The sequence below is a fragment of the Tepidicaulis sp. genome (assembly GCF_965222285.1).
Taxonomy (GTDB): domain Bacteria; phylum Pseudomonadota; class Alphaproteobacteria; order Parvibaculales; family Parvibaculaceae; genus Tepidicaulis.
This window is the reverse complement of sequence record NZ_OZ244942.1, coordinates 3,217,112-3,242,214: the sequence shown is the minus strand read 5'-3', so window position 1 is coordinate 3,242,214 and position 25,103 is coordinate 3,217,112. Positions and strand designations below refer to the sequence as shown.

The window sequence follows — 25,103 nt, the reverse complement described above, 5'->3', positions numbered from 1 at the left end:
ATTGGGTCAAGGCGGCAAGAGCCCGGTGCGAGAGGATTGAGGCATGAGCCCAGATGATGCGGGAGAGGGAGCCGGGGAGACGAAAGTCTGCCTTGGCGTGATTGCCTCGCCGCACGGCGTGCATGGGCGCATGCGCATCAAGACCTTTACCGCCGAGCCTGAAGCCATTGGCGATTACGGTCCGGTGGAAACGGCAAAGGGCAGCTTCGCGCTGAAAGTGACGGGCACCGGCAAAGGCGAGGGCGTTGTCGTCGCCGAGCTGGAAGGCATAACCCGGCGCGAGCAGGCCGAAGCGCTGCGCGGGCTCGAGCTTTATGTGCCGCGCGAGAAGCTGGGCGCGCCGGAGGCAGGCGAGGGCGAGGAAGAAGCATTCTTCCATGCCGATCTTGTCGGGCTTGAGGTTGCGGCCTTGGACGGCAAGCTGCTCGGCCGGGTGATCGCGGTGCATGATTTCGGTGCCGGCGATCTTCTGGAGATCGAGCAGCCGAACGGCAAGGCCGAGCTTCTGCCCTTCACCAAGGACAATGTGCCCGAGGTGAAGCTGGCCGAAGGCCGGCTCATCGCCGATCCGCCCGAAGGCCTGTTCGAACCGGACAAGCCCCGGGCGAAAAAGCGCCGCCGCAGCCCGCGCGCCAAGGCGAAAGCAGAAGCGCAAAAGGCGGAAGCGGGCGCGGAAGCCGGTAAGGCCCTGGGCGATGACTGAGGACCGTACTGCCGCTACAGGATCTGTCTTTTCAGGTTCTGCTTGGCGGGCGAGCGTACTGACGCTCTTTCCGGAAATGTTTCCGGGGCCGCTTGGGTTTTCGCTGGCGGGCAGGGCACTAGAAGAAGAGCGCTGGGCGCTTGAAACGGTGGACATTCGCGGGTTTGCGCGCGATAAACACCGCTCCGTGGACGACACCCCCGCAGGCGGGGGTGCGGGCATGGTCATGCGGGCGGATGTGCTTGCCGCCGCGATCGACGCCGTTCACGGGCCCAGCGACGAGAGGCCGCTTATCTATCTCAGCCCGAGGGGAAAGCCCCTCGATCAGGCGAGAGTGCGTTCTCTGGCGGAAGGTTCCGGCGCGGTGCTCTTATGCGGGCGCTTCGAGGGGATCGACCAGCGGGTGATCGAGGCGCGGGGGCTCGAAGAAGTGAGCCTTGGCGACTTTGTTCTTTCCGGAGGAGAGCCGGCGGCGCTGGCGCTTCTCGATGCCGTGATCCGGCTTTTGCCGGGGGTCATGGGAAAAGAGGCCTCGGGCGAGGAGGAAAGCTTCGAGACCGGGCTTCTGGAATATCCGCATTACACGCGGCCGCCCGTCTTCGAGGGCCGGGAAATCCCGGAAATCCTCACTTCCGGTCATCATGGCCGGATTGCCGAATGGCGGCGGCAGGAGGCGGAAAAGTTAACGCGCGAAAGGCGTCCGGATCTTTGGGAGAAATATCTCAAAGCCTCTCGCCATCGCGATTGAATTATGTTAGGGAAGCGCGCCCGCAGCGATGGGATTATCGGGGCGGCGCTTATATAGAAATGAGGACAGGCCGATGAACATCATTCAGGAACTCGAAAAAGAGCAGATTTCCGCTCTTTCCGAGAAGAAAACCGTGCCGGAATTCGGCCCTGGCGATACGGTGAAGGTCAACGTGAAAGTGACCGAAGGCACCCGTGAGCGCATCCAGGCCTATGAAGGCGTGTGCATTGCCCGCTCCGGCGGCGGCCTGCAGGAAAGCTTCACGGTACGCAAGATTTCCTACGGTGAAGGCGTGGAACGCGTGTTCCCGATTTACTCGCCGCTGGTCGATTCCATCGAGGTTCTGCGCCGCGGTAAAGTGCGCCGCGCGAAGCTCTATTACCTGCGCGGCCGCCGCGGTAAGTCCGCCCGTATTGCTGAGCGCCAGGATAAGACCCGCACCAAGGAGAAGGCTGCGGAGTAACCCTGCTCGCCCATTTATCCGAGCATCCGAAAAGCGGGCAGGGCGACACGTCCAGGCCCGCTTTTTGTTTGCCGCTATACCCGTTCGAGAAATGAAGACGGGGCCCGATCCGGAAGGACCGGCCGCAAGGCCCAGGATGGGAGCCCCCAAGAAGAAGCAAGATAGGAGCGTAGAGAAATGTCTGCCCGCACCACGCCCAGAACCATGTATGACAAAATCTGGGATGCGCATCTGGTTGATGAGCAAGAAGACGGCACCTGCCTCCTTTATATCGACCGCCATCTCGTCCATGAAGTGACGAGCCCGCAGGCCTTCGAGGGCTTGCGCATGACGGGCCGCAAGGTGCATGCGCCGGGCAACACGCTGGCCGTGGCCGACCATAACGTGCCGACGGCGGGCCGCGCGAACGGCATCGACGATCCGGAATCGAAGCTGCAGGTCGAGACGCTGGAAAAGAACGCGGCCGAGTTCGGTGTGGAATATCTGCCGATGCTCGATATCCGCCAGGGCATCGTGCACATTGTCGGCCCCGAGCAGGGCTTCACGCTGCCGGGCACGACGATCGTGTGCGGCGACAGCCATACCTCGACGCATGGCGCTTTCGGCGCGCTGGCGCATGGCATCGGCACGTCCGAGGTCGAGCATGTGCTCGCCACGCAGACGCTCATTCAGTCCAAGGCGAAGAACATGCGCGTGACGGTGAACGGGCAGCTGCCGCCCCATGTCACCGCAAAAGACATCATCCTTGCGATCATCGGCGAGATCGGCACGGCCGGCGGCACCGGCTATGTGATCGAGTTTGCCGGCGAAGCGATCCGCTCGCTTTCCATGGAAGGACGCATGACGGTTTGTAACATGACCATCGAAGGCGGCGCCCGCGCCGGTCTCATCGCGCCCGATGAAAAGACCTATGAGTACCTGAAAGGCCGCCCGCGCGCGCCGCAGGGCGAGATGTGGGACAAAGCGGTCGATTACTGGCGCAGCCTGCCGTCCGATGAAGGCGCGCAGTTCGACAAGGAAGTGGTGCTCGATGCGGCCAACCTGCCGCCCATCGTGACCTGGGGCACGAGCCCGGAAAACGTCGTCTCCATCGAAGGGGCGGTGCCGGACCCGGCCAAGATCGCCGATGAAGCCAAGCGCACGGCCATCGAGCGGGCGCTGAAATATATGGGTCTTGAGCCCAATACGAAGATGACCGATATCAAACTCGACCGCGTCTTTATCGGTTCGTGTACGAACGGGCGCATCGAGGATATCCGTGAGGTCGCCAAGCTCGCCAAGGGCCGCAAGGTCGCTGCGCATGTGAATGCGATGGTGGTGCCGGGTTCCGGCCTGGTGAAAGAACAGGCCGAACTGGAAGGGCTCGACAAGATCCTCATCGAAGCCGGTTTCGACTGGCGCGAGCCCGGCTGTTCCATGTGCCTCGCCATGAACGCCGATAAACTGGCGCCGGGCGAGCGCTGCGCTTCGACCTCGAACCGCAATTTCGAAGGCCGTCAGGGCCGCGGCGGGCGCACGCATCTCGTCTCGCCGGAAATGGCGGCGGCAGCGGCCATCGCCGGTCACTTCGTGGACGTGCGTAAGTTCAGCTAAGGAGAGCGACAATGGATAAATTCAAGAAACTCGAGGGCGTTGCCGCTCCCATGCCGCTGATCAATATCGACACGGATATGATCATCCCGAAGCAGTTCCTGAAAACGATCAAGCGCACAGGGCTCGGCAAGAACCTATTCGACGAGATGCGCTACAAGGATGACGGCTCGGAAGTCGAAGATTTTGTGCTCAACAAGCCGGCCTACCGGAATGCGGAAATTCTGGTGGCGGGTGACAATTTCGGCTGCGGCTCGAGCCGCGAACATGCGCCCTGGGCGCTGCTCGATTTCGGCATCCGCTGCATCATCTCCACGAGCTTTGCCGACATCTTTTATAACAACTGCTTCAAGAACGGCATTCTGCCGATCAAGCTGCCGCAGGAAGATGTGGACAAGCTGATGGACGATGCCGAGCGCGGCGCCAATGCCCGCCTCACCGTCGATCTGGAAGCACAGGAAATCCGCGGGCCGGATGGCGGCGTCATCAAATTCGACATCGACCCCTTCCGCAAGCACTGCCTGATGGAAGGGCTCGACGATGTGGGCCTGACGCTGCAGAAGAAATCGGCCATCGACACGTTTGAGGCGAAGCGCGCCGAAGAACAGCCCTGGCTCTGAGGGACAGTCAAAGGCCACGGCCCTTGCCATGAACTCGGTTGTCACCCCGGGCTTGTCCCGGCGTCCATAATGAGATGGTTGCGGGTTGAGAGGTCCTGTGGACCCCGGCATAAAGCCGGGGTGACAGTTTGGGGTTTAAGGAGAGCGGGTGCTCCGCCGCCCGGCACTGAGGCGGCAAAACGGCGAAGAAAAAGAAACGAGAGACGTATGACGAAGAAAATTCTGATCCTGCCGGGCGACGGCATCGGCCCTGAAGTGATGGGCGAGGTCGAGCGCATTATCGACTGGTTCAACAAGGAACGCGGCTTGGGTGCCGAAACCGAGCGCGACCTTGTGGGCGGCTGCGCCTATGACGCGCATGGCCAGGCAGTGTCGGATGCGACCATGGCAAAGGCTGAGGAAGCCGATGCCGTGCTGCTCGGCGCCGTGGGCGGGCCGAAATGGGACGGCGTGCCTTTCGATGTGCGCCCGGAAGCGGGCCTTCTGCGTCTGCGTAAAGATCTCGAACTGTTCGCCAATCTGCGCCCGGCGCTTTGCTTTCCCGCGCTTGCCGATGCGTCCTCGTTGAAGCGCGAGCTTGTCGAAGGGCTCGACATCATGATCGTGCGCGAGCTGACGGGCGGGGTTTATTTCGGCGAGCCGCGCGGCATCGAGGATCTGCCGAACGGCGAGCGCCGCGGTTTCGACACGCAGGTTTATTCGACGCATGAAGTCCAGCGCATCGGGCGCGTGGCCTTCGATCTGGCGCGCAAGCGCGGCAACCGCGTCACCTCCGTTGAAAAGCGTAACGTGATGCATTCCGGCGTCTTCTGGCATGAAGAAATGGTCAAGCTGCACAAGGAAGAGTTCTCCGATGTGACGCTCGATCACATGCTCGCCGACAATTGCGGCATGCAGCTTGTGAAACAACCCAAGCAGTTCGACGTTATTGTCACCGACAATCTCTTCGGGGATATGCTTTCCGATGTCGCGGCCATGCTGACGGGCTCGCTCGGCATGCTGCCTTCCGCCTCGCTCGGCGGTAAGGATGCAAACGGCAAGGCCAAGGCGCTTTACGAGCCCGTGCACGGCTCGGCGCCCGATATTGCGGGCCAGGGGCTTGCCAATCCGCTTGCAACGATCCTCTCTTTCGCCATGGCGCTGCGTTACACGTTCGATCTCGGCGCCGATGCGGATCTTCTGGAGAAAGCCGCAGAAATGGTGCTCGCCGAAGGTTACCGCACGGGCGACATCATGCAGCCCGGCATGAAAAAGGTCGGGACGAAACAAATGGGCGACGCGGTGCTTGCCGCGCTCACCAAACTGTCCGCTTAAAATATGACCGTCTGACTTTATCCGGGATCGCAAGTCAGACGGTCCCGTGAAAAGGCGATCCGCAAGAAGGAGCCGCTCAAGGCTTCAGGAGAAACACATGGGTTATAAAGTCGCTGTCGTTGGCGCCACGGGCAATGTGGGTCACGAGATGCTGAACATTCTGGCGGAACGCAAGTTCCCCGCCGACGAGGTGGTGGCGCTCGCCTCCCGCCGTTCTCAAGGCACGGAAGTTTCGTTCGGCGACAAGACCCTGAAGGTCAAGGCGCTGGAGAATTACGATTTCTCCGATACCGACATTGCGCTGATGTCGGCCGGTGGCTCGGTGGCCGAGGAATGGGCACCGAAAATCGCCGCGCAGGGCTGCGTCGTGATCGACAATTCCTCCAAGTTCCGCATGGACCCGGACGTGCCGCTCGTCGTGCCGGAAGTGAATGCGGAGGCGATTGCCGGTTACACGAAGAAGAACATTATCGCCAATCCCAACTGTTCCACGGCGCAGATGGTCGTGGCGCTGAAGCCGCTGCATGAGAAAGCCACGATCAAGCGCGTGGTCGTCTCCACCTACCAGTCCGTGTCCGGCGCCGGCAAGGCGGCAATGGACGAGCTTTTCACGCAGACGCGCGCCATCTATGTGAACGATCCCATCGTCAAGGAACAGCTGACGAAGCAGATCGCCTTCAACGTCATTCCGCATATCGATGTCTTCATGGAAGATGGCGATACGAAGGAAGAGTGGAAGATGATGGCCGAGACGAAGAAGATGCTTGACCCGAAGATCAAGCTCACGGCGACCTGCGTGCGGGTGCCGGTTTTCGTCGGCCATTCCGAAGCGGTGAATATCGAGTTCGAGAACCCGATTTCCGATGATGAGGCGCGCGAAATCCTGCGCGAAGCGCCGGGCATTCTCGTCGTCGATAAGCGCGAGGACGAAGGCTATGTCACGCCGGTCGAATGCGTGGGCGATTACGCCACCTTCATCAGCCGTATCCGCGTCGATCCGACGGTGGAAAACGGCCTGAACCTTTGGTGCGTGTCGGACAATTTGCGCAAAGGCGCCGCGCTCAACGCCATCCAGATCGCGGAAGTGCTTTGCTCGGATTACCTGAAAAAAGCCTGATCGCAGCGATCTCCTAGATGAAAACGCCCTTCCGGCCTGCCGGGAGGGCGTTTTTTCATAGGATAGACTGACCGTTTTCCACTTATTAAGACTAGTGAGTGATAACTATACCCCGCGCGTGGTGGCGTCCTTTTGAAAACCCGGAGCAACGAGGTTCCGGGGAACCCGGCTTTGGGCCGGGATGATCGTTGCGGGGGCAATGGCAATGGCGCCAATGAGCGGGCTCGATATCGCCTGGGTTCTGATTTGCACCGTTTTGGTGCTGCTCATGCAGGCAGGCTTCACCTGTCTTGAAACCGGGCTTATCCGCGCGAAAAACTCCATCAATGTCGCGGTAAAGAACGTCGCGGATTTCTCGCTCGCCAGTCTCGTCTTCTGGGCGGTGGGCTACGGGCTGATGTTCGGGCCGAGCGCTTTTGGTCTTGTGGGGCATGACGGCTTCATGCTGGCGGGCCAGGCGGAGGTAACGCCCGAGCGCTCCAGCGAGATGGTGTTCTTCTTCTTCCAGCTTGCCTTTTGCGGCACCTCGATCACGATCGTCTCAGGCGCCGTGGCCGAGCGGATGAGCTTCAAGGGCTATCTCGCCGCGACCTTTATTCTCTCGCTTCTCATCTATCCGATCATCGGCCATTGGGCCTGGGGCGGTCTTGCTTCGGGCTCCGCAACGGGCTGGCTGGAAAAACTCGGCTTTATCGATTTTGCCGGTTCCACGGTCGTCCACAGTGTCGGCGGCTGGGCGGCACTTGCCGCGATCCTGGTGATCGGTCCGCGTCTTGGCCGTTTCGGGCAGGGCGGGCGGGTCATCGAGCCGCATAATCTGCCTTTTGCCGCCCTCGGCATGTTCCTCATCTGGATCGGCTGGTTCGGTTTCAATGGCGGCAGCACGCTCGCCGTCAATCATGTAGTGCCGGTGGTGCTCGTTCATACGCTGCTTGCGGCCTCTGCCGGGGGCATTACGGTGATGGGGCTGACCTGGGCAACGGACGAGCGCCCGGATGTCGGCGCGACGATCAACGGCGTCTTGGCCGGGCTCGTTGCGATCACCGCAAGCGCGCATATCGTGAGCACGGGCGGGGCCATTCTCATCGGCGCTATTGGCGGCTTCGTGTCGGTGCTGGCTGCCAAGCTGCTGGAGCGGCTGGAGATCGACGATGCGGTGGGCGCGGTGCCTGTGCATCTGGCCGCCGGTATTTGGGGCACGCTCGCCGTCGCGCTTTTCGGTGAGATGTCCTACTTCCCGAACGGGGTGAGCCGGTTCGAGCAGTTCACCGTGCAGCTTACCGGCGTTGCCGCGGCGGGGGCTTATGCCTTCACGCTTTCCTTTGCGCTGATGAAACTCATCGATCCTTTCCTTGCGATGCGCGTGCGCGCACGGGCCGAGCGCGAAGGGCTCAATATTTCCGAACACGGGGCAAGCAGCGCGCTCTCCGAGCTTCTGGGGCGGATGGAAGATCAAAGCCGGCGCGGGGACTTTTCCCACAAGGTGCCGGTCGAACCTTTCACGGAGGCAGGCGAGCTTGCCTTCCGTTACAATCTCGTGCTCGACCGTTTCAACAGCGAAGTCAGCGCTCGTGAAAAAGCGGCGTCGGCTTTGCGCGAGGCGCGCGATGCTGCCGAGATCGCCAATGCGGCGAAGTCCGAGTTTCTGGCCAATATGAGCCACGAACTTCGAACGCCGCTAAATGCGATTATCGGTTTTTCCGAGATCATGACGGGCGGCATGTTCGGCGAGATCGAGAACCCGCAATATAAAGAATATATCCGCGACATTTACCGCTCCTCCAACCATCTGCTCAGCCTCATCAACGACATTCTCGATCTCTCCAAGATCGAGGCGAACAAGATGGAGCTCGCGGATGAGGATCTCGATCTCGGCGAGGAAGTGCGTGGCTGCGAGCGGCTGATCCGTTGGCGGGCGCAGGAAGCGAAACTCGTTTTCGATGTGCTCATTGCTGAAGACCTGCCCCGGCTGATCGCCGACCGGCGGGCGCTTCGCCAGATGATCCTCAATCTCGTCTCCAACGCGGTGAAGTTTACGCCGGAAGGGGGGCGTGTGGTTCTCTCGGTAGAGCGGGAGGTGGATGGGCGTATCGCGATTTCGGTCGCCGATACCGGCATCGGCATCGAGAAATCGGATATCCCGAAAGCGCTGACGCCGTTCCAGCAAATCTCGACGGGCGACACGGTCTATATGGCCGACGGTACCGGGCTCGGCCTGCCGATCACCGCAGCGCTCGCGCGGCTGCATGGCGGCACGGTGGTGATCCGCTCCGAGCCCGGGCGCGGCACGGAAGTGACGGTGCGCCTTCCCGCCTCCCGTCTTCAGGAACGGCCAGCGAAAAACAAGATCGAATTCGTTTAAGCTGCCATCGGCATCACGCGGAAATTTCCATGCGCAGCCCCTCTTTATTGAAAAGGGGATCGGCGGGCAGGCGGATTTCTGCCCCCTGACTCATGCGCCAGGCGCTCCAGGCGCAGGCGCATGCATCGATAACATCATCCTTGCCGACATCTTTGCGTTTGAATGCGGGCGCGCGCAATTGCGTGAGCGGAAAGCCTGCTTTTTCCAGCAAGGTGCGGCGGAGCGCAAGGCCGGGTTCGGTGGGCGCGCTTTTGACTTTCTTCGGCAAGTGCAATGGTGTCTCGCCGTTCATCGCCCAGAAAGCCAGCTCCGGGTGGCATTCGCGCAGCCAGCTTTGTGTCTCAGGCGTTGCGAGTGCGGCCAGCTCGCGGATTTTCGGAAAGATATTGAAGCATTGTTTGGAAACGCCGCGCGGTGGGTGCGAATGCGCGCGGTTGAGACGGCAGGCTTCTTGAAACGCCTCAGCCGCAAGGGCAGCGCGCGCCGGAGTGGAAAAAACGGAGGATTGGCGCTGACCGAGCCGGGCGCGGGCTTCGCGTTCGCAGGGCCGCCCGCCGCGCTCGGCTTTTTCCGGGAGGCCGATGGGCATATCGACGGCAAGAAAGGCGGGGCGCTCGTCCCAGGTCAGAACCTCGGCAAGTTTTTTCACCAATCGGGCCTGCGGCGGCGGGCCTTCCGGTCCCTGCCAGAGCACCAGCACCCAGCCTGCCGGGCAACCATCGGCGCCTGCCACGATCATGGCTGAAGTTCCTCCAGTTCAAAGCGCGGGGTTTTGGGGCGGAGTACCTCTTGATGGGCAATGAGCCGTAATTCTTCAGCGCCCCTACTGGCCGCGATAATGGCGGCAGCGGCATCCGAGGCGAGGGCGAGGGAATGGGCCGGCTTATTTGTTTCCAGGAAATGGCTCAGAAAGAGCGCGCTCATCAAATCGCCCGTACCTTTCGGCACATCTTCGATGAAAGGCGTGCTGCAGCGCCAGGCATGGGAAGGGGCCACCAACACGCTTGCCGCAAGCCCGGGTTCCGGCGGCGGCGCGGAGGTGGCCAGCACGTAAGGTGTTTCTAGCGCGTAGGCCGCGGCGCGCGTCTGCGCCATGTCCTCGCAGGGCAATCCGGCAAGGTGCGAGAGCTCGAACGGGTTCGGCGTCAGAATATCGGCAAGGGCACTGAGCGCGCGCATGCCCGAGGCGATATTTTCAGGGACGTACAGCCCCGTGTCTTCATCGCCGAGAATGGGATCGCAGAGATAAAGGAAAGGCCGCTTGTTTGTCGCAGCCTCTTTGCGCCGCCGTGCGATGAAACTTGCGGCGATATCCAATTGTTCGGGATGGGCGAAATAGCCGGTGAGCACCGCATCGCAGTCCGCAAGCCAGCCCTTTTCTTCCAAAGAAGAAAGCGCGGCTTCCAGAAAACCGGGATCGGTCACTTGAACGGCAGGTTTCCCATGGCCCGGATGGTGGGAAAGCAGCGTGGTCGGCAGCGCCATCACTTCATGGCCGAGGCGCTGCGCGGTAAAAACGGCGGCGGAATTGCCCACATGGCCTCTTGCGACCTGGCTGGAAAGACAAAGAATATTGGCCATCCGGCATTTCCTTAGAGCGTAAACTTTGGCTGCGCGGCCTCATGGCGAATCGCTGCTTGGCAGCGGGGCACGGGCTTTATAGTCTGCCGCCAATTCAAGCCTTGCAGAAGACCATTGGAGAGAGTTTATGGCCGATCAGTCCGCCCGCCCGCGCCGCAGCGTGCTTTATATGCCCGGATCGAACGCCCGGGCGCTGGAAAAAGCAAAGAGCATTGCCGCCGACGCGCTGATCCTGGATCTGGAAGATGCGGTGGCGCCGGACGCCAAGGAAGAAGCGCGTGCGCAGGTGACCTCCGCCGTTGCGGGCGGCGGCTATGGCAAGCGGGAAATCGTGATCCGCGTGAACGGGCTCGACACGCCTTGGGGTGCGGGTGATATCGAGGCAGCGGTGGCCGCCGGACCGGACGCTATCCTGGTGCCGAAGATCAGCTCGCCTGAAGATGTGACGCGCGCGCATGAGGCGCTGGAAAAAGCAGGCGCGGGGCCCGAGCTGCAGCTTTGGGCGATGATGGAAACGCCGCTTGCCATGCTGCGCGCCGAAGCCATTGCCGCGATGAGCCGGACGACGCGGATGAGCGTCTGGGTGATGGGCACGAACGATATCGCCAAGGAGCTGCGCTGCGCCCACACGGCCCAGCGGCTGCCGATGATCACATCCCTCGGGCTTTCCATGCTGGCGGCGCGCGCCTATGGCATTGTGATGCTCGACGGCGTTTATAACGACATCAAGGATGAGGAGGGCTTCAAGGAGATGTGTGTGCAGGGCCGCGAGCTCGGCTTTGACGGCAAGACCCTGATCCATCCCTCGCAGGTCGGCCCTTGCAATGAGATTTTTGCGCCCGATCCGGAAGATGTCGCTTTCTCGCGCGCCATTATCGAAGCCTTCGCCCGGCCGGAGAACAAAGGCAAGGGCGTGTTGAAAGTGGAAGGGCGCATGGTCGAGCTCTTGCACGAGGAAATCGCCCGGCGCACCGTTGCCATTGCCGAGGCGATCGCAGAGCTTGAAAAGAGCGCATAAGCCTTTTCATGCCTGGTGCCCCAAAATTGCCTCAAGGGAGGGCAAGATGAGCAAATCTATCGAAGACTATGTGGTCCGCACCGGCGCTTTCGAGACGGAAGGCGGGTTCCGGTTTGCCCATCCGCTCAATCCCAATTCGCGCATCGAGATGCGCCAGCTTTCCCGGCAGGCAGGCATGGAGCGGGTACATCTCACCCTCGCGCGCGTGCCGGCAGGCAAGGAAAGCTTCCTTGCCCATGCGCATACGACCGAAGAAGAGTTTATCTTCATTCTGGAGGGCGAGGGGCTGCTGCGGATCGACGGGGAGACGGCGATGGTGCGCAGCGGCGATTATGTCGGTTTTCCGGCGGACGGCGCCGTGCATCATCTCTCCAACCCCGGCACGAGCGATCTTGTCTATCTGATGGGCGGTGAGCACCTGAAAGCGGATGTCTCCCGGTTTCCCGATATCGGCAAGGTTGGCTTTTGGGCGGACGGCATTATGACCTATGTGGATGAAGATGCGGGCCAGCGTTTCGTGCCGGATGATTTCGTTGCGAAGGACTGAAGCGCCGCCATGCGGCAATGACGAAAAGCCTAAAGCAGAAAGAATACGATGACGAAAACCAATCCGGGTAATTTCTTCGAGGATTTCAAAATCGGGCAGGTGATTGCCCATGCGACGCCGCGCACGGTGACGGAAGGCGATGTCGCGCTTTACACCGCGCTCTTTCCGGTGCGCTTTGCATTGCAATCTTCCGATGAGTTTGCCCGGGGTGTCGGCTATGCGCGCGCGCCTATCGACGACATGCTCGCCTTTCATGTCGTTTTCGGCAAAACCGTGCCGGATATCTCCCTGAATGCGGTTGCCAATCTCGGCTATGCCGATTGCCGTTTCCTGAAACCCGTCTTTCCCGGCGACACGCTCTCGGCACGTTCGGAAGTGATCGGCCTGAAAGAAAATTCGAACGGCAAGACCGGCCTCGTTTATGTCCGTTCCACCGGGCACAATCAGGCGGGCGAGGCGGTGCTCGATTATGTGCGCTGGGTGATGGTGCGCAAACGTGATGAGGCGTCTCCTGCGCCCGACCCTCAAGTGCCGGATCTGCCGGGCGCGGTGGACCCCTCGGCTATCGCGCTGCCCGAGGGCACGGATTTTTCGAATGTCGACCTTGCCGCATCGGGCTCGCCCTTCAAATGGGGCGATTATGAAGCCGGTGAAAAGATCGACCATGTGGACGGCGTGACGATCGAGGAAGCCGAGCACATGATGGCGACCCGGCTTTATCAGAACACCGCCAAAGTGCATTTCAATCAGTTTACGGAAGGCAAGGGCCGTTTCGGGCGCCGGCTCATTTATGGCGGCCATGTCATTTCGCTTGCCCGGGCGCTTTCCTTCAACGGGCTCGGTAATGCCCTTCTGGTTGCCGCGATCAATGGCGGGCGGCATGTCGCGCCCTGCTTCGGCGGCGATACGGTTTTTGCCTGGTCGCATGTGCTTGAAAAAGCGCCGTGCCCCGGCCGGGACGATCTCGGGCTCCTGCGTATTCGTACCATTGCCGCCAAAGACCGCATGTGTCACGATTTCCCCGGGATGGAGAACGATGGGGATGGCGAGGGTGTCATTCTGGACCTTGATTATTGGGTTCTGATGCCCCGCTAGGGCGACATGAAGAAATTCACTTTCTATGAAGTGAAGGTCGAGGAAATCGAGCCCGGTATCGTCATTACCGATTACGGCAGCCAATTGGTTACGCCTGTCCTGCTTGCCGATCTTCTCGACAGGCTCTTGCGTGAATGGGGCGAGACGAAAATCGCCATGTTGACCATCGCGCCCAGCGCCACGGAGATGGGTAATTTTACTGCCGTGATCGAAGAGAAGAACGTATCGGGCTTTATCGTCGCCTCCGCCGTTCTCGCCTCGAACCCGCTGCAAAGAGAGCTCGTCCGCGTCGTCCATGGACAAAAACAGACGGCTCACCCGCGGCGTATTTTCGAAGAGAAGGAAGAAGCCCTCGCCTGGCTGCGCGAAGAGCTGGCGAAACACTGACGGGCAGAATGCCCCTATGATGCAATTTCGCTTCTACTATCCGTTTTAAACACACTTGTGTGAGGTTGTGTCAATTGGCGGTTTTTACTGCCTCTTTGGCGTGATTTTCCTGCCGTCCGCGATTGCTCGGCAAAAAACTTTACGACAGAGTTTTACATCGATGGGGCAAAGGGGACCGCCGTGCGAGGCGTGGGGATGGCGTTTCAGTCATTGCGGCATGAGGCAATGAAGCAATTCAAATTTTACGAAGTCGATATCGAAGAAATCGAGCCGCGTATCATCGCTCTCGATTACGGTAATTATCTCGTCACGGCGGATATCGTCCGCTCGCTTCTCATCAAGATCAAAAAAGACTGGCCGGAACAGAAAGTCGCTTTGTTGTCCACGGCAGAAGCGATTTCCAATCTCGACAAGGTCGCGCATGTGCTCGAAGATCTGAAGGCTTCGGAGTTCATCTGCGCGGGCGCCATTCTGGTGCGGAACCGTCTGCAGGCGGATATTGCCCAGGCTTTCGTCAAAATCCCGACGGCGGGGGAATATCCGCAGAAAATCTTCGTCGATAAGGACGAAGCGCTTTGCTGGCTGAGAGAGAAGTTGGCTGCCTGACTTGCTGAGTGTGTATCGCTGTGTCACTCTTTTGAGAAGGGTACTGGGCGGTGGATAAGCCTTTATGGGTACGGCACTCAAGCAGCTTCGTTTCTATGAAGTTGAAATCCGCGAGCTTGAGCCGCGGATCATAGAAATCGATTATGGAACGCAGATCATCACCGCCGAGCTTCTCGAAGCGGTGGTGGAGAAAGTGCATAAGGAATGGCCGGATTATAAGGTGGCCATTCTGGTGCAAGCGGCATCCGCGGTCGATCTCGGCCGGGTGGCCAAAGTGGTCGAAGCGGAAAAACTCGGGCGGACGACGGCTGCCGTTGCCATTCTCGGCCAAAGCAAGCTTGCGCAGATGCTGGGAAATCTCTTTATGCGTTATGAGCGCAGTCCCTATCCCAACCGGCTTTTTACCGACCGGGAGGCGGCCATTGCCTGGCTGCGCGCGCGTCTGAAGGAAGAGTGAGCTGGGGCGCTTCTAGACGTGTGTCACTTGGCGCGTTTTCGGGGCGGGAGATGAGAGTACGCGGCCGGCGGGAAAGATCAGGCTGACACAGGTGCCTACGCCGACTTCGCTTTCAAGTTCGAGCCTGCCTCCATGCAGCTCCATCAGACGGAATGAGAGCGGTAGGCCGAGACCCGTGCCTTCATATTGGCGGTGGAGTGAATTGTCGATCTGACCGAAATTTTCCATCGCAAGCGCAATGTCTTTTTCCGCGATGCCGATGCCGGTGTCGCGGATATCGACGCGCAGCTCGTCGGCCTCGGTCAGCCGGGCGCTGACATCGACGCGCCCGCCTTTGGGCGTGAATTTGACGGCATTTGAAAGAATGTTCAGGAATATCTGGCGTACGCGCCGTTCATCCCCGTTCAAAAGCGGCAGCGCTTCCATGTCGCCAACATGAACCGCCACGTCGCCCGCTTCTGCCAGATGAGAGACCATGCGGCAGGCAGCGTGGACGGCGGTGCCCGTGTCGAGCGGCGCTTCTTCCAGTTCCAGGCGGCCGGCGTCGAGTTTCGAGAAATCCAGGATGTCGTTGATGAGCGCTAGAAGGTGTTTACCGCTTTCGTGGATGAAGCCGGTATATTCCTTGTACTGTTCGTTTTGCAACGGGCCGAATTGTTCGTGCACCATCATCTCGGAAAAGCCGATAATGGCGTTGAGCGGGGTTCTGAGTTCGTGGCTGATGGCGGCTAGAAACTGCGATTTTGCCTGGCTGCCCGCGGCAGCCGCTTCGAGTGCGCCAAGCAGATTGTCGCGTGCCGCTTCCAACTCGTCGCGGGTGGCTTCGAGCTCTTCTGCATAAAGGCGCAGGCGTGTCGCTTCTTCCGCGTTCCGGTCGGCAAGGTGCCGGTCGAAGATACCGACGAGAAAGGCCGTGCCCAGAATCATTGCGGAGAGCATGGCCGTGAAGATCGCGAGCCATTGCGGGTCGACCGTGGCATAGGAGAAGGGTTCGGTGGGATCGGGCACAAGCGTAACCGCCGTCATGCCCGTGAAATGCAGTCCGCAAATCGCCAAGGTGAAAAGCGCCGCCCCGGCAATGTGCCGTTTTATGCCTTTCAACACCCGTATCAAGTTGAAGGCCACCACCATGGCGCTGAGACCGATGGCCCAGGAGGCGATGACATAGGTGCCGTCCCATTCGATATGTCCGGAAAGGCGCAGCGCCGACATGCCGGTGAAATGCATGAAACCGATGGCCGCGCCCACGGTCAGTCCGGCCAGTGTCAACCGGTTCATGTAAAGGGCGATGCCTGCCCCCAGCGTGCAAAGCACGACGGAGATAACGACGGAAAGCGCTGTTAGCGGAATGTCGTAAGCGACCGGCAGCGTGGATTGATAGGCCAGCATGGCGATGAAATGCGTCGCCCAGATGCCGGCGCCTGCCACGAGGCCCGTGCCCAGCAGCCAATAGGCTTTGGTCCGTCCTTCCGCTATCCAGGCCCTGAAGAAAAGATCGATGGAGGTGAAACACGCGATCAGGCAGACCGTGGCGGCAAGGCCAACGAGCCAGAGATTGTGCTCGTCCGTGATGCACTCCAGTACCGTAATCATAAATGCCGACCGCCTGCTCTCTCCGGGCTGCCTGCTGCGCGGCCCGGTCTTTCTTGATAAGCGGAACAGGGTGTATGGCCGGTTAATTTCCAGATGCGGCTTTGCGCAAGGGAAAGCGTTCTCTTGCGATTCATTCGCAAAAATAAGCCTTAAGTGCCTGATTTTTCTTCTGCATTTGCCTTGACGCCCCGGCTCGGCTAAACACTTTCTCCAAAAGCAACCCTTTGAGTAATCAATATCAGGGGCAGGTCCTCAATGGCTGACTCACCTTCCGCTTCCCGGCCGCTTTCGCCGCATCTGGGCATTTACCGCAAAATGCTCACCATGATGATGTCGATCGTGCATCGCATTACCGGCGCCGCGCTCTATTTCGGTACTTTGCTGCTTGCCTGGTGGCTGATCGCCGCGGCAAGCGGGGCGGAGGCTTATGAGGTCTTCTCGGCCCATGCCGGGTCCTGGTACGGGCGGATCGTGCTCTTCGGCTACACCTGGGCACTGATCCACCACATGCTGGGCGGTCTGCGCCATCTCGTGTGGGATATGGGCAAGGGCTTCAACCTGCGCCTTGTCGAGTGGATGGCCCGCGCCACGGTTGCAGGCTCGGTCATTCTAACCCTGGTGGTCTGGGTGATCGCCTATCAGATGATGGGAGCGCTTTGATGAGCGATATGCGCACACCTTTGAGCCGCGTGCGCGGCCTTGGCTCGGCAAAAGCCGGGACGGAACATTTCTGGCTGCAGCGGCTGACGGCGATCGCCAATATTCCGCTGGTGATTTTCCTTCTTGCCTCGCTCGTGGCGCTGGCCGGCGCGGACTATGAGACCGTGCGGGCCTATCTTTCCATGCCGCTCGTCACCGTCATCGTGCTGGCGCTGATCGTCTCGGGCATCTGGCATATGCGCCTCGGCATGCAGGTGGTGATCGAGGATTATGTGCACGGCGAGAATCTGAAACTGCTCTCGATCATCGGGAACAATTTCTTCGCGCTCGCGGTCGGGCTTGCCTGCGTCTATGCGGCGCTGAAGCTCGGTTTCGGTTCTTAAAACTCGGGTCCCGGTTTCCGGGCCATGTGACATTCAATTCATAAAAGGCAGTGTCCGGCATGAGTGCCTCAAAAGCATATGAATTCCAGGATCATTCCTTCGACGTAGTGGTGGTCGGCGCCGGCGGCGCCGGGCTGCGCGCGACGCTTGGCTGCGCTCAGGCCGGCTTGAAGACCGCCTGCATCACCAAAGTGTTTCCCACCCGCTCGCACACGGTTGCGGCGCAGGGCGGTATTTCCGCTTCGCTCGGCAATATGGGGCCGGACGATTGGAAATGGCACATGTACGACACCGTCAAAGGGTCGGACTGGCTGGGCGATCAGGACGCCATCGAATATCTTTGCCGCGAAGCGCCCAAAGCCGTTTACGAGCTCGAGCATTTCGGCGTGCCTTTCTCGCGCACGGAAGAAGGCAAGATCTATCAGCGCCCCTTCGGCGGCATGACGACCGAATACGGCAAGGGCATCGCGCAGCGCACCTGTGCGGCTGCCGACCGCACGGGGCACGCGATCCTGCATACGCTTTACGGCCAGAGCCTGCGCTATGATGCGGAATTCTTCATCGAGTTCTTCGCCATCGATCTGATCATGAACGATCAGGGCGCCTGTGTGGGCGTCGTGGCGCTGAAAATGGATGACGGCACGTTGCACCGCTTCTCATCCAAGCAGACGATCCTGGCGACGGGCGGCTATGGCCGCGCATACTTCTCGGCCACCTCCGCGCATACCTGCACGGGCGACGGCAATGCCATGGTGCTGCGCGCCGGTCTGCCGCTGCAGGACATGGAATTCGTGCAGTTCCACCCGACGGGGATTTACGGTGCCGGCTGCCTGATCACGGAAGGCGCGCGCGGTGAAGGCGGCTATCTCGTCAATTCCGAAGGCGAGCGCTTCATGGAGCGTTATGCGCCGTCGGCCAAAGACCTTGCCTCGCGCGACGTGGTCTCCCGTTCCATGACCATGGAAATCCGCGAAGGGCGCGGCGTGGGCGCAGGCAAAGACCACATCTTCCTGCATCTCGATCACCTCGACCCGGATGTGCTGGCTTCGCGCCTGCCCGGCATTTCCGAATCCGCGCGGATTTTCGCGGGCGTCGATGTGACGAAGGAGCCGATCCCGGTGCTCCCCACCGTGCACTACAATATGGGCGGTATCCCGACGAACTATCACGGCGAAGTCATCTCCGGCAAAGACGGCGAGGCGACGGTGCCGGGCCTAATGGCTATTGGCGAGGCAGCCTGCGTCTCCGTTCACGGGGCGAACCGTCTCGGCTCCAACTCGCTGATCGACCTTGTGGTGTTCGGCCGCGCGGCGGGCCTGCGCGCCTCGGATGTGGTGGACCCGTCCACCAAGGCACCGGACCTGCCGAAGGGCGCGGGCGATTATGCCATCGAACGCCTCGATCATTTCCGCAATGCCAAGGGCGGCACGCCGACGGCGGATCTGCGCCTTCGCATGCAGCGCGTCATGCAGAACAACTGCGCGGTTTACCGCACGGGCGATGTTCTGGAAGAGGGCGTCAAGCTTATGGAAGAAGTGCATGCGGGTATCGACGACATCGGTGTCTCGGACCGCTCGCTCATCTGGAACTCCGATCTCATCGAAACGCTGGAATTCGACAACCTGATCGTTCAGGCCCGCGCGACGATGAACGGGGCGGATGCGCGCAAGGAAAGCCGCGGCGGCCATGCCCGCGAGGACTTCTCCAGCCGCGACGACGACAACTGGATGAAGCACACGCTGGCTTGGGTGGATGACAAGCGGAACGTCACGCTCGGCTACCGCGATGTGCACAGCTACACGCTGACAGATGAAATCGACTATATCGCGCCGAAAGAGCGCGTCTATTAAGGCCGGTGAAGGGGTACGCAAATGGTTGAACTTGCACTGCCGAAAAATTCCCGCGTCAAAAAGGGAAAGACCCATCCGGGCCCGAAGGATGCGAAGAATGTACGGAAGTTCCACGTCTATCGCTGGAACCCGGATGACGGCGAAAATCCGAGCATAGATACGTATGACGTCGATCTCGACTCCTGCGGGCCCATGGTGCTCGACGCGCTGATCAAGATCAAAAACGAGATCGACGCGACGCTGACCTTCCGCCGGTCCTGCCGCGAAGGCATTTGCGGTTCCTGTGCGATGAATATCGACGGCACGAATACGCTGGCCTGCACGAAGGGCATCGATGAGGTGAAGGGTGATGTGAAGATTTACCCGCTGCCCCACATGCCGGTGGTGAAGGACCTGGTGCCCGATCTCACCAATTTCTATGCGCAGCACGCCTCCATCGAACCTTGGCTGCAGACCAAGACGGTGGAGCCGGAAAAAGAATGGAAACAGTCGCCGGAAGACCGCGAGAAACTCGACGGGCTTTACGAGTGCATTCTGTGCGCCTGCTGCTCGACCTCGTGTCCTTCTTATTGGTGGAACGGCGACCGCTATCTCGGCCCGGCCGTGCTTCTCCAGGCCTACCGCTGGCTGATCGACAGCCGCGACGAGGCAACCGGCGAGCGGCTCGACAATCTGGAAGACCCCTTCCGGCTTTACCGCTGCCACACGATCATGAACTGCGCCAAGGCCTGCCCGAAGGGCCTCAACCCGGCCAAGGCGATTGCCGAGATCAAGAAGATGATGGTGGAACGCCGCGTCTAACCTCTCCGGCATCCGGAAGTTGCCCGGAAAGTTGCAAAGGCCGTCCCTCGGGGCGGCCTTTTGCTTGTTACCGGTCTAAGGCGCGCTGTCTTTCTCGCGCAGGAAACGGATGGCGGCTTCGGCAATCTTTTCGGGCTGTTCCGGCAGGAGCGCGTGACCGGCATTTTCGATTTCCGCGACGGTGATGCGGGAACCGAATTCTTCTTTCAGCAGCACGGATGTGTGTTCGGGCGGGGCAATCGTGTCCTGCATCGCCTGGATGATGAGAAGGGGCGCGCTGCCGCCCTGCCACCATTCCTTGGCGGGTGTGGACTGTGTCGCGGCAACTTGCAGTTTGGCGGTTTTCCAGTTCCAGCCGCTCATCCAGTAATCCGGCACTGTGTTGCCGTCGGCGAAGAAGGCGAGCTTTACTTCGGGCCTGCGCCAGAAATCCGGCGCGAAGACATAAAAGCTGCGTCCCAGCGCTTTGCGGATGCGCGGGGCGATGGGCACTTTGCCGCCGGCGGCCAGAAGCAGCGTGCCTTTTACATTTTCCGGAAAGTCGCTCGCATAGGTGCGCGCCACGCGGTTGCCGAAGGCATGGCCGAGGACGAAGATTTTTTCGCCGGGCGCTTCTTCATGCGCAATCGTGTCGATGTCCTTGGCAAGATCATGCAGGGTCAGGCCTTCCGCCTCCGCGCCTGAGCTTTTGCCCATGCCGCGCGGGTCGATGGCGGCGGTGCGAAAGCCTGCCCCGTTCAGCGCGCCGGCCAGCTCGTTGAAATCGCTCGCCGCCCGCCCGAGGCTCGGGATCATGATGACCAGCGGGCCGTTGCCCGAAACGTAGTAGCTCAGCGCCGCGCCTTCCCGCTCGGCCAGTTTGAGCGTGCCCGCGGCCTGCCGGGGCAATGTTTCCCGGTAGCTCCAATAGGCCCAGATCCCTGCGAAAAACACGAGCGCCAGGCCCGCCATAACAACCACGCGCATGAAATCCCCCTTCCCTGATTTAAGTCGCCACACATGTACCACTCAATTCGCCGGGCGGGGATAAAGCGGGGCGGGCTTCATAAAAATATTTCGAGACCTCTTGAAATGATTCGATATTTCCATAAGTATCGAATTATGAAACAGGAAGATGTCATTCTCGCCCTTGGCGCCCTTGCTCAGGAAACCCGGCTGCAGGTTTTCAGGGCCCTGGTGCGGGCCCATTCGCCGGACCCGGCGGCGGGCGGGCTGGCCGCCGGCGCGCTGGCCGAGGCGCTGGGCGTTGCTCAGCCCACCCTTTCCTTTCACCTGAAAGAGCTGGCGCGGGCCGGGCTCATCCAGGCGCGCAGGGAAGGGCGCTCGATCATTTACCGGGCCGAGCTCGGTGCCATGCAGGCTTTGACGCAATACCTGCTCGAAGATTGCTGCGGCGGGGCCTGCGGCTCCGTTCAAACCCTTTCTCTGGAAAAGGAGTGTGTGTGATGAAACGCCTTCATGTGAGCTTCAATGCAAGCGATCTGGAAAAATCCATCGCGTTCTACACCGAGCTTTTCGGCGCCGCGCCGAGCCTGCGTAAAGACGATTACGCCAAATGGATGCTGGACGATCCGCGCGTCAATTTCGTCATCGAAGGGGGCGGCGGCACGCCGGGCTTCACCCATGCCGGCATTCAAACCGAAAGCGAAGAAGAGCTGCATGAGGTCTTTGACCGTCTGAAAGAGGCCGAAGCGCCCTATCTGCCCGAAGGCGTGACGACATGCTGCTATCACAAGTCCGAGAAAAGCTGGACGACGGACCCGGACGGCGTGGCGTGGGAAGCCTTCTACACTTTCCATCAGACCGAGGAGCGCGGGCATTCCAACTTGGAAGCGGACGCTTATGACGTCCCGCCCGCACAGGCGGCAAACATTACCGGCTGCGGCCTCTCCGGCTGCTGCTGAGGGAGGCGTGATGAGCGAGAAGCATCTCTTCAACGTGCTTTTCCTGTGCACCGGGAATTCCTGCCGCAGCATTCTGGCGGAAGCCTATCTCAATCATGCGGCAGGGGACCGGTTCAAGGCCTATAGCGCGGGCAGCAGTCCGAAAGGGCGTGTCCATCCGCGCGCCCTTGAAACGCTGCGTCTTGCCGGCATCGCGGTGGAAGGTCTTTCCAGCAAAAGCTGGGAGGCGTTCGAGGGGCCGGGCGCGCCGGAGATCGATTTCGTCATCACCACGTGTGATAACGCGGCGAATGAGGTCTGCCCCATCTGGCCCGGCCATCCGGTCAGCGCCCATTGGCCCTTTCCCGATCCCGATGCGTTTGACGGCTCGGAAACCGAGACGAAAGCGCATTTTCTCGATGTCTTCCGGCAGATCCGTACAAGGATCGATATTTTCACCAGCCTGCCGCTTGCCAGTCTGGGCCGGGCTGGCGTGAAAGAGCGGCTCGATGAAATCGGCAAGACCGCGCCTGCTCCTTCCCTCTAGTTTTCTTCAGGATTGTGTCATGGCCGATAGCCAGCCCTGCGGCCTTTCGTTTCTCGACCGCTATCTCACCTTCTGGATTTTCGCTGCCATGGCGGCGGGCACGGTGCTGGGCACGTTCTTTCCGGGCGCCGCTCATCTTTTCGGCTCGTTCTCGATAGGTTCGACCAATCTCCTGATCGCCGCCGGGCTCGTTCTCATGATGTATCCGCCGCTTGCGCGGGTGAAATACGAAGAGCTGCCGCGCGTCTTTGAAGACAGAAAGGTGCTGCTCCTTTCGCTTATTCAGAACTGGCTGATCGGTCCTGTCTTGATGTTTGCGCTTGCGGTGATTTTTCTGCGCGATGAACCGGCTTACATGACGGGTCTCATCATCATCGGTCTTGCCCGCTGCATTGCCATGGTCATTGTCTGGAACCAGCTTGCCCGCGGCAGCAACGAATATGTGGCCGGCCTTGTCGCCTTCAATTCGCTCTTCCAGCTTCTCTTCTTTCCCGCCTATGTCTGGTTCTTTCTCGGCGTCTTGCCGCCGCTTATCGGGCTTGAAGGCCAGATTCTCGATATCGGGTTCTGGACCGTGGCGGGCGCCGTTTTCCTTTATCTCGGTGTGCCGTTCGCGGGCGGCTATCTCACCCGCAAAGTCCTGCGCGCGCGCAAAGGCGAGGATTGGTACGCGAATACTTTCCTGCCGCGCATCGGCCCGCTGACGCTTGCCGCCTTGCTCTTCACGATTTTCGTCATGTTCGCCATGAAGGGAGAGGCGGTGCTTACCCTGCCGCTCAATGCGCTGCGCATCGCGCTGCCGCTCGCGATCTATTTCTTCGTCATGTTCGCGGTGAGTTTCGTGATGGGCAAGCTCTTGGGGGCGGATTATGCACGCACCACCTCGCTCTCCTTCACGGCGGCGTCCAATAATTTCGAGCTTGCCATTACCGTTGCCATCGCCACGTTCGGCATCGCTTCGCCCGTCGCCTTTGCTACGGTCATCGGCCCGCTCGTGGAAGTGCCGGTGCTGATCTCGCTTGTCTCCGTGGCGCTCTGGCTGAAAAAGCGCTGGTTTACCGGCACGGAAGCCCGCCTTCCTGCCTGACGCAGGGGCGGGCTCTGCCTTTTCGGCGCGGCTTCGGACTTTTGGCCAATATACTCGACAAGGAGCGCAAGAGACCGTGAGCGGGGCTTGCGGGCGCCGGGCTGCGGCGTTAAGCAGACAGGCAGGAAGGCGTCTGCCCGGATCTCGGGCCCCAGCCGGGAGAAAAAAATGACCAAAGAACTCACGCATTTTATCGGCGGTAAGGCCGTGAAGGGCCAGAGCGGCCGTTTCCTCGATGTTTACAATCCGAATACCGGCGAGGTTTCCGCGCGCACGCCGCTGGCAAGCGCCGATGAAGTGCGCGCCGCGATCGCCTCCGCCGAAAAGGCGTTTCCGGACTGGGCCGCCGTCAACCCGCAGCGCCGCGCGCGGGTGATGTTCGAGTTCAAGCGCCTGGTGGAAGCCAATATGAACGAGCTTGCCGAAATGCTCTCCAACGAGCATGGCAAGGTGATCGCCGATTCCAAGGGCGATGTGCAGCGCGGGCTGGAAGTCATCGAATTTGCCTGCGGCATTCCCCATCTTCTCAAAGGCGAGTACACCGAAGGCGCAGGCCCCGGCATCGACATGTATTCGATGCGCCAGCCGCTCGGCGTTGCCGCCGGCATCACGCCCTTCAACTTCCCGGCCATGATCCCGATGTGGATGTTCGGTGTCGCCATTGCCTGCGGCAATACGTTCGTCTGCAAGCCTTCGGAAAAAGATCCCTCCGTGCCGCTGCGTCTGGCCGAGCTGATGATGGAAGCGGGCGCGCCCGCAGGTGTGCTCAACGTCATAAATGGCGACAAGGAAGCGGTGGACACGCTTTTGACCGATCCCGCCATCGAAGCGGTGAGCTTCGTCGGCTCCTCGGCGATTGCCGAATATATTTACGGCACGGCTGCCGCGCACGGCAAGCGCGTGCAGGCGATGGGCGGGGCGAAGAACCACGCCATCATCATGCCGGATGCGGATATGGACCGCGTGGTCGATGATCTGATCGGCGCGGGCTACGGCTCGGCGGGCGAGCGCTGCATGGCGATCTCCGTTGCGGTGCCGGTGGGCGAGGAGACGGCGGACCGGCTCGTTGAAAAACTCGTGCCGCGCGTGCAGTCGCTCAAAGTCGGCCTTTCCACCGACCCCGATGCCGATTACGGCCCGCTCGTCACCGCCCAGCACCGCGAGAAGGTGAAGGCCTGCATCGATCTCGGCGTCAAGGAAGGCGCGGAGCTGCTTGTCGATGGCCGCGAGTTTTCCATGCAGGGCTATGAGAACGGTTTCTTCCTCGGTGGCTCGCTCTTCGACAAAGTGACGCCGGACATGTCCATGTATAAGGAAGAGATTTTCGGTCCGGTCCTCCAGATCGTGCGGGCGAAGGATTTCGAGGAAGCTGCGGCGCTGCCGACGAAACATCAATACGGCAACGGCGTTGCGATCTTCACCCGTGACGGGGATGCGGCGCGCAGCTTTGCCAGCCAGGTGCAGGTCGGCATGGTCGGCATCAATGTGCCGATCCCGGTGCCGCTTGCCTATCATTCCTTCGGCGGCTGGAAGCGTTCGGCCTTCGGCGACACGAACCAGCACGGGCCGGAAGGCGTACGCTTTTATACGAAGGTGAAAACCGTCACCTCGCGCTGGCCGACCGGCGTCAAGGAAGGTTCGAGCTTCGTCATCCCGACCATGAAATAGACCCTGATTGGTTCTTGCGGAAC

At 60.6% G+C, this 25,103-nt stretch carries 27 protein-coding genes; 23 read left to right on the top strand and 4 right to left on the bottom strand.

What is annotated here, in order from left to right:
• Positions 1–43: 43 nt before the first annotated feature.
• The 8 genes from rimM (at position 44) to amt (ending at position 8,917) form a co-directional block, all read left to right on the top strand.
• Entirely contained in the window at positions 44–703 is a 660-nt protein-coding gene (gene rimM, locus ACOQOT_RS15495; RefSeq protein ID WP_420560090.1) for a ribosome maturation factor RimM, read from the top strand.
• A complete protein-coding gene (gene trmD / locus ACOQOT_RS15490; RefSeq protein WP_420560089.1) occupies positions 696–1,451 on the top strand; it encodes a tRNA (guanosine(37)-N1)-methyltransferase TrmD in 756 nt (251 codons plus the stop codon). The genes rimM and trmD overlap by 8 nt, the downstream gene beginning before the upstream one ends.
• Before the next feature lie 73 nt (positions 1,452–1,524).
• Positions 1,525–1,914 (top strand): 50S ribosomal protein L19, encoded by a 390-nt coding sequence (gene rplS / locus ACOQOT_RS15485; RefSeq protein ID WP_045443237.1) that lies wholly within the window; start codon positions 1,525–1,527, stop codon positions 1,912–1,914.
• A 177-nt stretch (positions 1,915–2,091) separates the two neighbouring features.
• The gene (leuC, locus tag ACOQOT_RS15480) at positions 2,092–3,507 is read left to right on the top strand and encodes a 3-isopropylmalate dehydratase large subunit (RefSeq protein WP_420560088.1); all 1,416 of its coding nucleotides are present in this window, start codon (positions 2,092–2,094) and stop codon (positions 3,505–3,507) included.
• Between the two features lie 11 nt (positions 3,508–3,518).
• Positions 3,519–4,124: a 3-isopropylmalate dehydratase small subunit gene (gene leuD / locus ACOQOT_RS15475; protein ID WP_420560087.1), complete on the top strand. Its 606-nt coding sequence runs from the start codon at positions 3,519–3,521 to the stop codon at positions 4,122–4,124.
• A gap of 207 nt (positions 4,125–4,331) precedes the next feature.
• Entirely contained in the window at positions 4,332–5,438 is a 1,107-nt protein-coding gene (gene leuB, locus ACOQOT_RS15470; RefSeq protein WP_420560086.1) for a 3-isopropylmalate dehydrogenase, read from the top strand.
• Positions 5,439–5,535: 97 nt separating this feature from the next.
• Positions 5,536–6,555, top strand: a complete 1,020-nt coding sequence (locus tag ACOQOT_RS15465; protein ID WP_420560085.1) for an aspartate-semialdehyde dehydrogenase — start codon at positions 5,536–5,538, stop codon at positions 6,553–6,555.
• A gap of 205 nt (positions 6,556–6,760) precedes the next feature.
• On the top strand, positions 6,761–8,917 hold the full coding sequence (amt, locus tag ACOQOT_RS15460; protein WP_420560084.1) for an ammonium transporter: 2,157 nt from the start codon (positions 6,761–6,763) through the stop codon (positions 8,915–8,917).
• A 13-nt stretch (positions 8,918–8,930) separates the two neighbouring features.
• On the opposite strand, the gene ACOQOT_RS15455 is transcribed toward amt, so the two are convergent.
• Both ACOQOT_RS15455 and pdxY read right to left on the bottom strand, forming a co-directional pair.
• Entirely contained in the window at positions 8,931–9,656 is a 726-nt protein-coding gene (locus ACOQOT_RS15455; protein ID WP_420560083.1) for a DUF429 domain-containing protein, read from the bottom strand.
• Complete coding sequence (gene pdxY / locus ACOQOT_RS15450; RefSeq protein ID WP_420560082.1) at positions 9,653–10,498, bottom strand: pyridoxal kinase; 846 nt, start codon at positions 10,496–10,498, stop codon at positions 9,653–9,655. Before pdxY ends, ACOQOT_RS15455 begins: the two co-directional genes overlap by 4 nt.
• 127 nt (positions 10,499–10,625) lie before the next feature.
• Between pdxY and ACOQOT_RS15445 the strand changes: the two genes are divergently transcribed.
• The 6 genes from ACOQOT_RS15445 to ACOQOT_RS15420 all read left to right on the top strand — a co-directional run bounded on the left by ACOQOT_RS15445 (position 10,626) and on the right by ACOQOT_RS15420 (position 14,608).
• A complete protein-coding gene (locus ACOQOT_RS15445) occupies positions 10,626–11,516 on the top strand; it encodes an HpcH/HpaI aldolase/citrate lyase family protein (protein WP_420560081.1) in 891 nt (296 codons plus the stop codon).
• Positions 11,517–11,562: 46 nt separating this feature from the next.
• The gene (locus ACOQOT_RS15440) at positions 11,563–12,063 is read left to right on the top strand and encodes a cupin domain-containing protein (protein WP_420560080.1); all 501 of its coding nucleotides are present in this window, start codon (positions 11,563–11,565) and stop codon (positions 12,061–12,063) included.
• A gap of 48 nt (positions 12,064–12,111) precedes the next feature.
• Positions 12,112–13,158: a MaoC family dehydratase gene (locus tag ACOQOT_RS15435; RefSeq protein WP_420560079.1), complete on the top strand. Its 1,047-nt coding sequence runs from the start codon at positions 12,112–12,114 to the stop codon at positions 13,156–13,158.
• Positions 13,159–13,164: 6 nt separating this feature from the next.
• A complete protein-coding gene (locus ACOQOT_RS15430) occupies positions 13,165–13,545 on the top strand; it encodes a hypothetical protein (protein ID WP_420560078.1) in 381 nt (126 codons plus the stop codon).
• A 225-nt stretch (positions 13,546–13,770) separates the two neighbouring features.
• Positions 13,771–14,151 (top strand): hypothetical protein, encoded by a 381-nt coding sequence (locus ACOQOT_RS15425; RefSeq protein ID WP_420560077.1) that lies wholly within the window; start codon positions 13,771–13,773, stop codon positions 14,149–14,151.
• Between the two features lie 64 nt (positions 14,152–14,215).
• The gene (locus tag ACOQOT_RS15420) at positions 14,216–14,608 is read left to right on the top strand and encodes a hypothetical protein (RefSeq protein ID WP_420560076.1); all 393 of its coding nucleotides are present in this window, start codon (positions 14,216–14,218) and stop codon (positions 14,606–14,608) included.
• Between the two features lie 12 nt (positions 14,609–14,620).
• Here ACOQOT_RS15420 and ACOQOT_RS15415 read toward each other — a convergent pair whose 3' ends face one another.
• Positions 14,621–16,201, bottom strand: a complete 1,581-nt coding sequence (locus ACOQOT_RS15415) for an MHYT domain-containing protein (RefSeq protein ID WP_420560075.1) — start codon at positions 16,199–16,201, stop codon at positions 14,621–14,623.
• A 255-nt stretch (positions 16,202–16,456) separates the two neighbouring features.
• Here ACOQOT_RS15415 and sdhC point away from each other — a divergent pair, with 255 nt between their 5' ends.
• Genes sdhC through ACOQOT_RS15395 form a run of 4 tightly spaced genes read left to right on the top strand, consistent with a single transcriptional unit; the run spans position 16,457 to position 19,895 of the window.
• The gene (gene sdhC, locus ACOQOT_RS15410) at positions 16,457–16,861 is read left to right on the top strand and encodes a succinate dehydrogenase, cytochrome b556 subunit (RefSeq protein ID WP_420560074.1); all 405 of its coding nucleotides are present in this window, start codon (positions 16,457–16,459) and stop codon (positions 16,859–16,861) included.
• A complete protein-coding gene (gene sdhD / locus ACOQOT_RS15405; protein WP_045443277.1) occupies positions 16,861–17,244 on the top strand; it encodes a succinate dehydrogenase, hydrophobic membrane anchor protein in 384 nt (127 codons plus the stop codon). The genes sdhC and sdhD overlap by 1 nt, the downstream gene beginning before the upstream one ends.
• A 59-nt stretch (positions 17,245–17,303) precedes the next feature.
• Positions 17,304–19,094 carry a succinate dehydrogenase flavoprotein subunit gene (gene sdhA / locus ACOQOT_RS15400; protein ID WP_420560073.1) on the top strand — a complete coding sequence of 597 codons (1,791 nt, stop codon included), beginning with the start codon at positions 17,304–17,306 and terminating at the stop codon, positions 19,092–19,094.
• Between the two features lie 21 nt (positions 19,095–19,115).
• The gene (locus ACOQOT_RS15395; RefSeq protein WP_420560072.1) at positions 19,116–19,895 is read left to right on the top strand and encodes a succinate dehydrogenase iron-sulfur subunit; all 780 of its coding nucleotides are present in this window, start codon (positions 19,116–19,118) and stop codon (positions 19,893–19,895) included.
• A 75-nt stretch (positions 19,896–19,970) separates the two neighbouring features.
• Here the strand turns inward: ACOQOT_RS15395 and ACOQOT_RS15390 are convergent, their stop codons facing one another.
• On the bottom strand, positions 19,971–20,861 hold the full coding sequence (locus ACOQOT_RS15390; RefSeq protein ID WP_420560071.1) for an alpha/beta fold hydrolase: 891 nt from the start codon (positions 20,859–20,861) through the stop codon (positions 19,971–19,973).
• 135 nt (positions 20,862–20,996) lie between these two features.
• On the opposite strand from ACOQOT_RS15390, the gene ACOQOT_RS15385 reads away from it, so the two are divergent.
• The 5 genes from ACOQOT_RS15385 to ACOQOT_RS15365 all read left to right on the top strand — a co-directional run bounded on the left by ACOQOT_RS15385 (position 20,997) and on the right by ACOQOT_RS15365 (position 25,080).
• Entirely contained in the window at positions 20,997–21,341 is a 345-nt protein-coding gene (locus tag ACOQOT_RS15385) for an ArsR/SmtB family transcription factor (RefSeq protein WP_045443282.1), read from the top strand.
• Complete coding sequence (locus tag ACOQOT_RS15380; RefSeq protein WP_420560070.1) at positions 21,341–21,799, top strand: VOC family protein; 459 nt, start codon at positions 21,341–21,343, stop codon at positions 21,797–21,799. The genes ACOQOT_RS15385 and ACOQOT_RS15380 overlap by 1 nt, the downstream gene beginning before the upstream one ends.
• Before the next feature lie 10 nt (positions 21,800–21,809).
• On the top strand, positions 21,810–22,325 hold the full coding sequence (locus ACOQOT_RS15375; protein ID WP_420560069.1) for an arsenate reductase ArsC: 516 nt from the start codon (positions 21,810–21,812) through the stop codon (positions 22,323–22,325).
• 19 nt (positions 22,326–22,344) lie between these two features.
• On the top strand, positions 22,345–23,412 hold the full coding sequence (gene arsB, locus ACOQOT_RS15370) for an ACR3 family arsenite efflux transporter (RefSeq protein WP_420560068.1): 1,068 nt from the start codon (positions 22,345–22,347) through the stop codon (positions 23,410–23,412).
• 168 nt (positions 23,413–23,580) lie between these two features.
• Positions 23,581–25,080 carry a CoA-acylating methylmalonate-semialdehyde dehydrogenase gene (locus ACOQOT_RS15365; protein WP_420560067.1) on the top strand — a complete coding sequence of 500 codons (1,500 nt, stop codon included), beginning with the start codon at positions 23,581–23,583 and terminating at the stop codon, positions 25,078–25,080.
• Positions 25,081–25,103 lie beyond the last annotated feature (23 nt).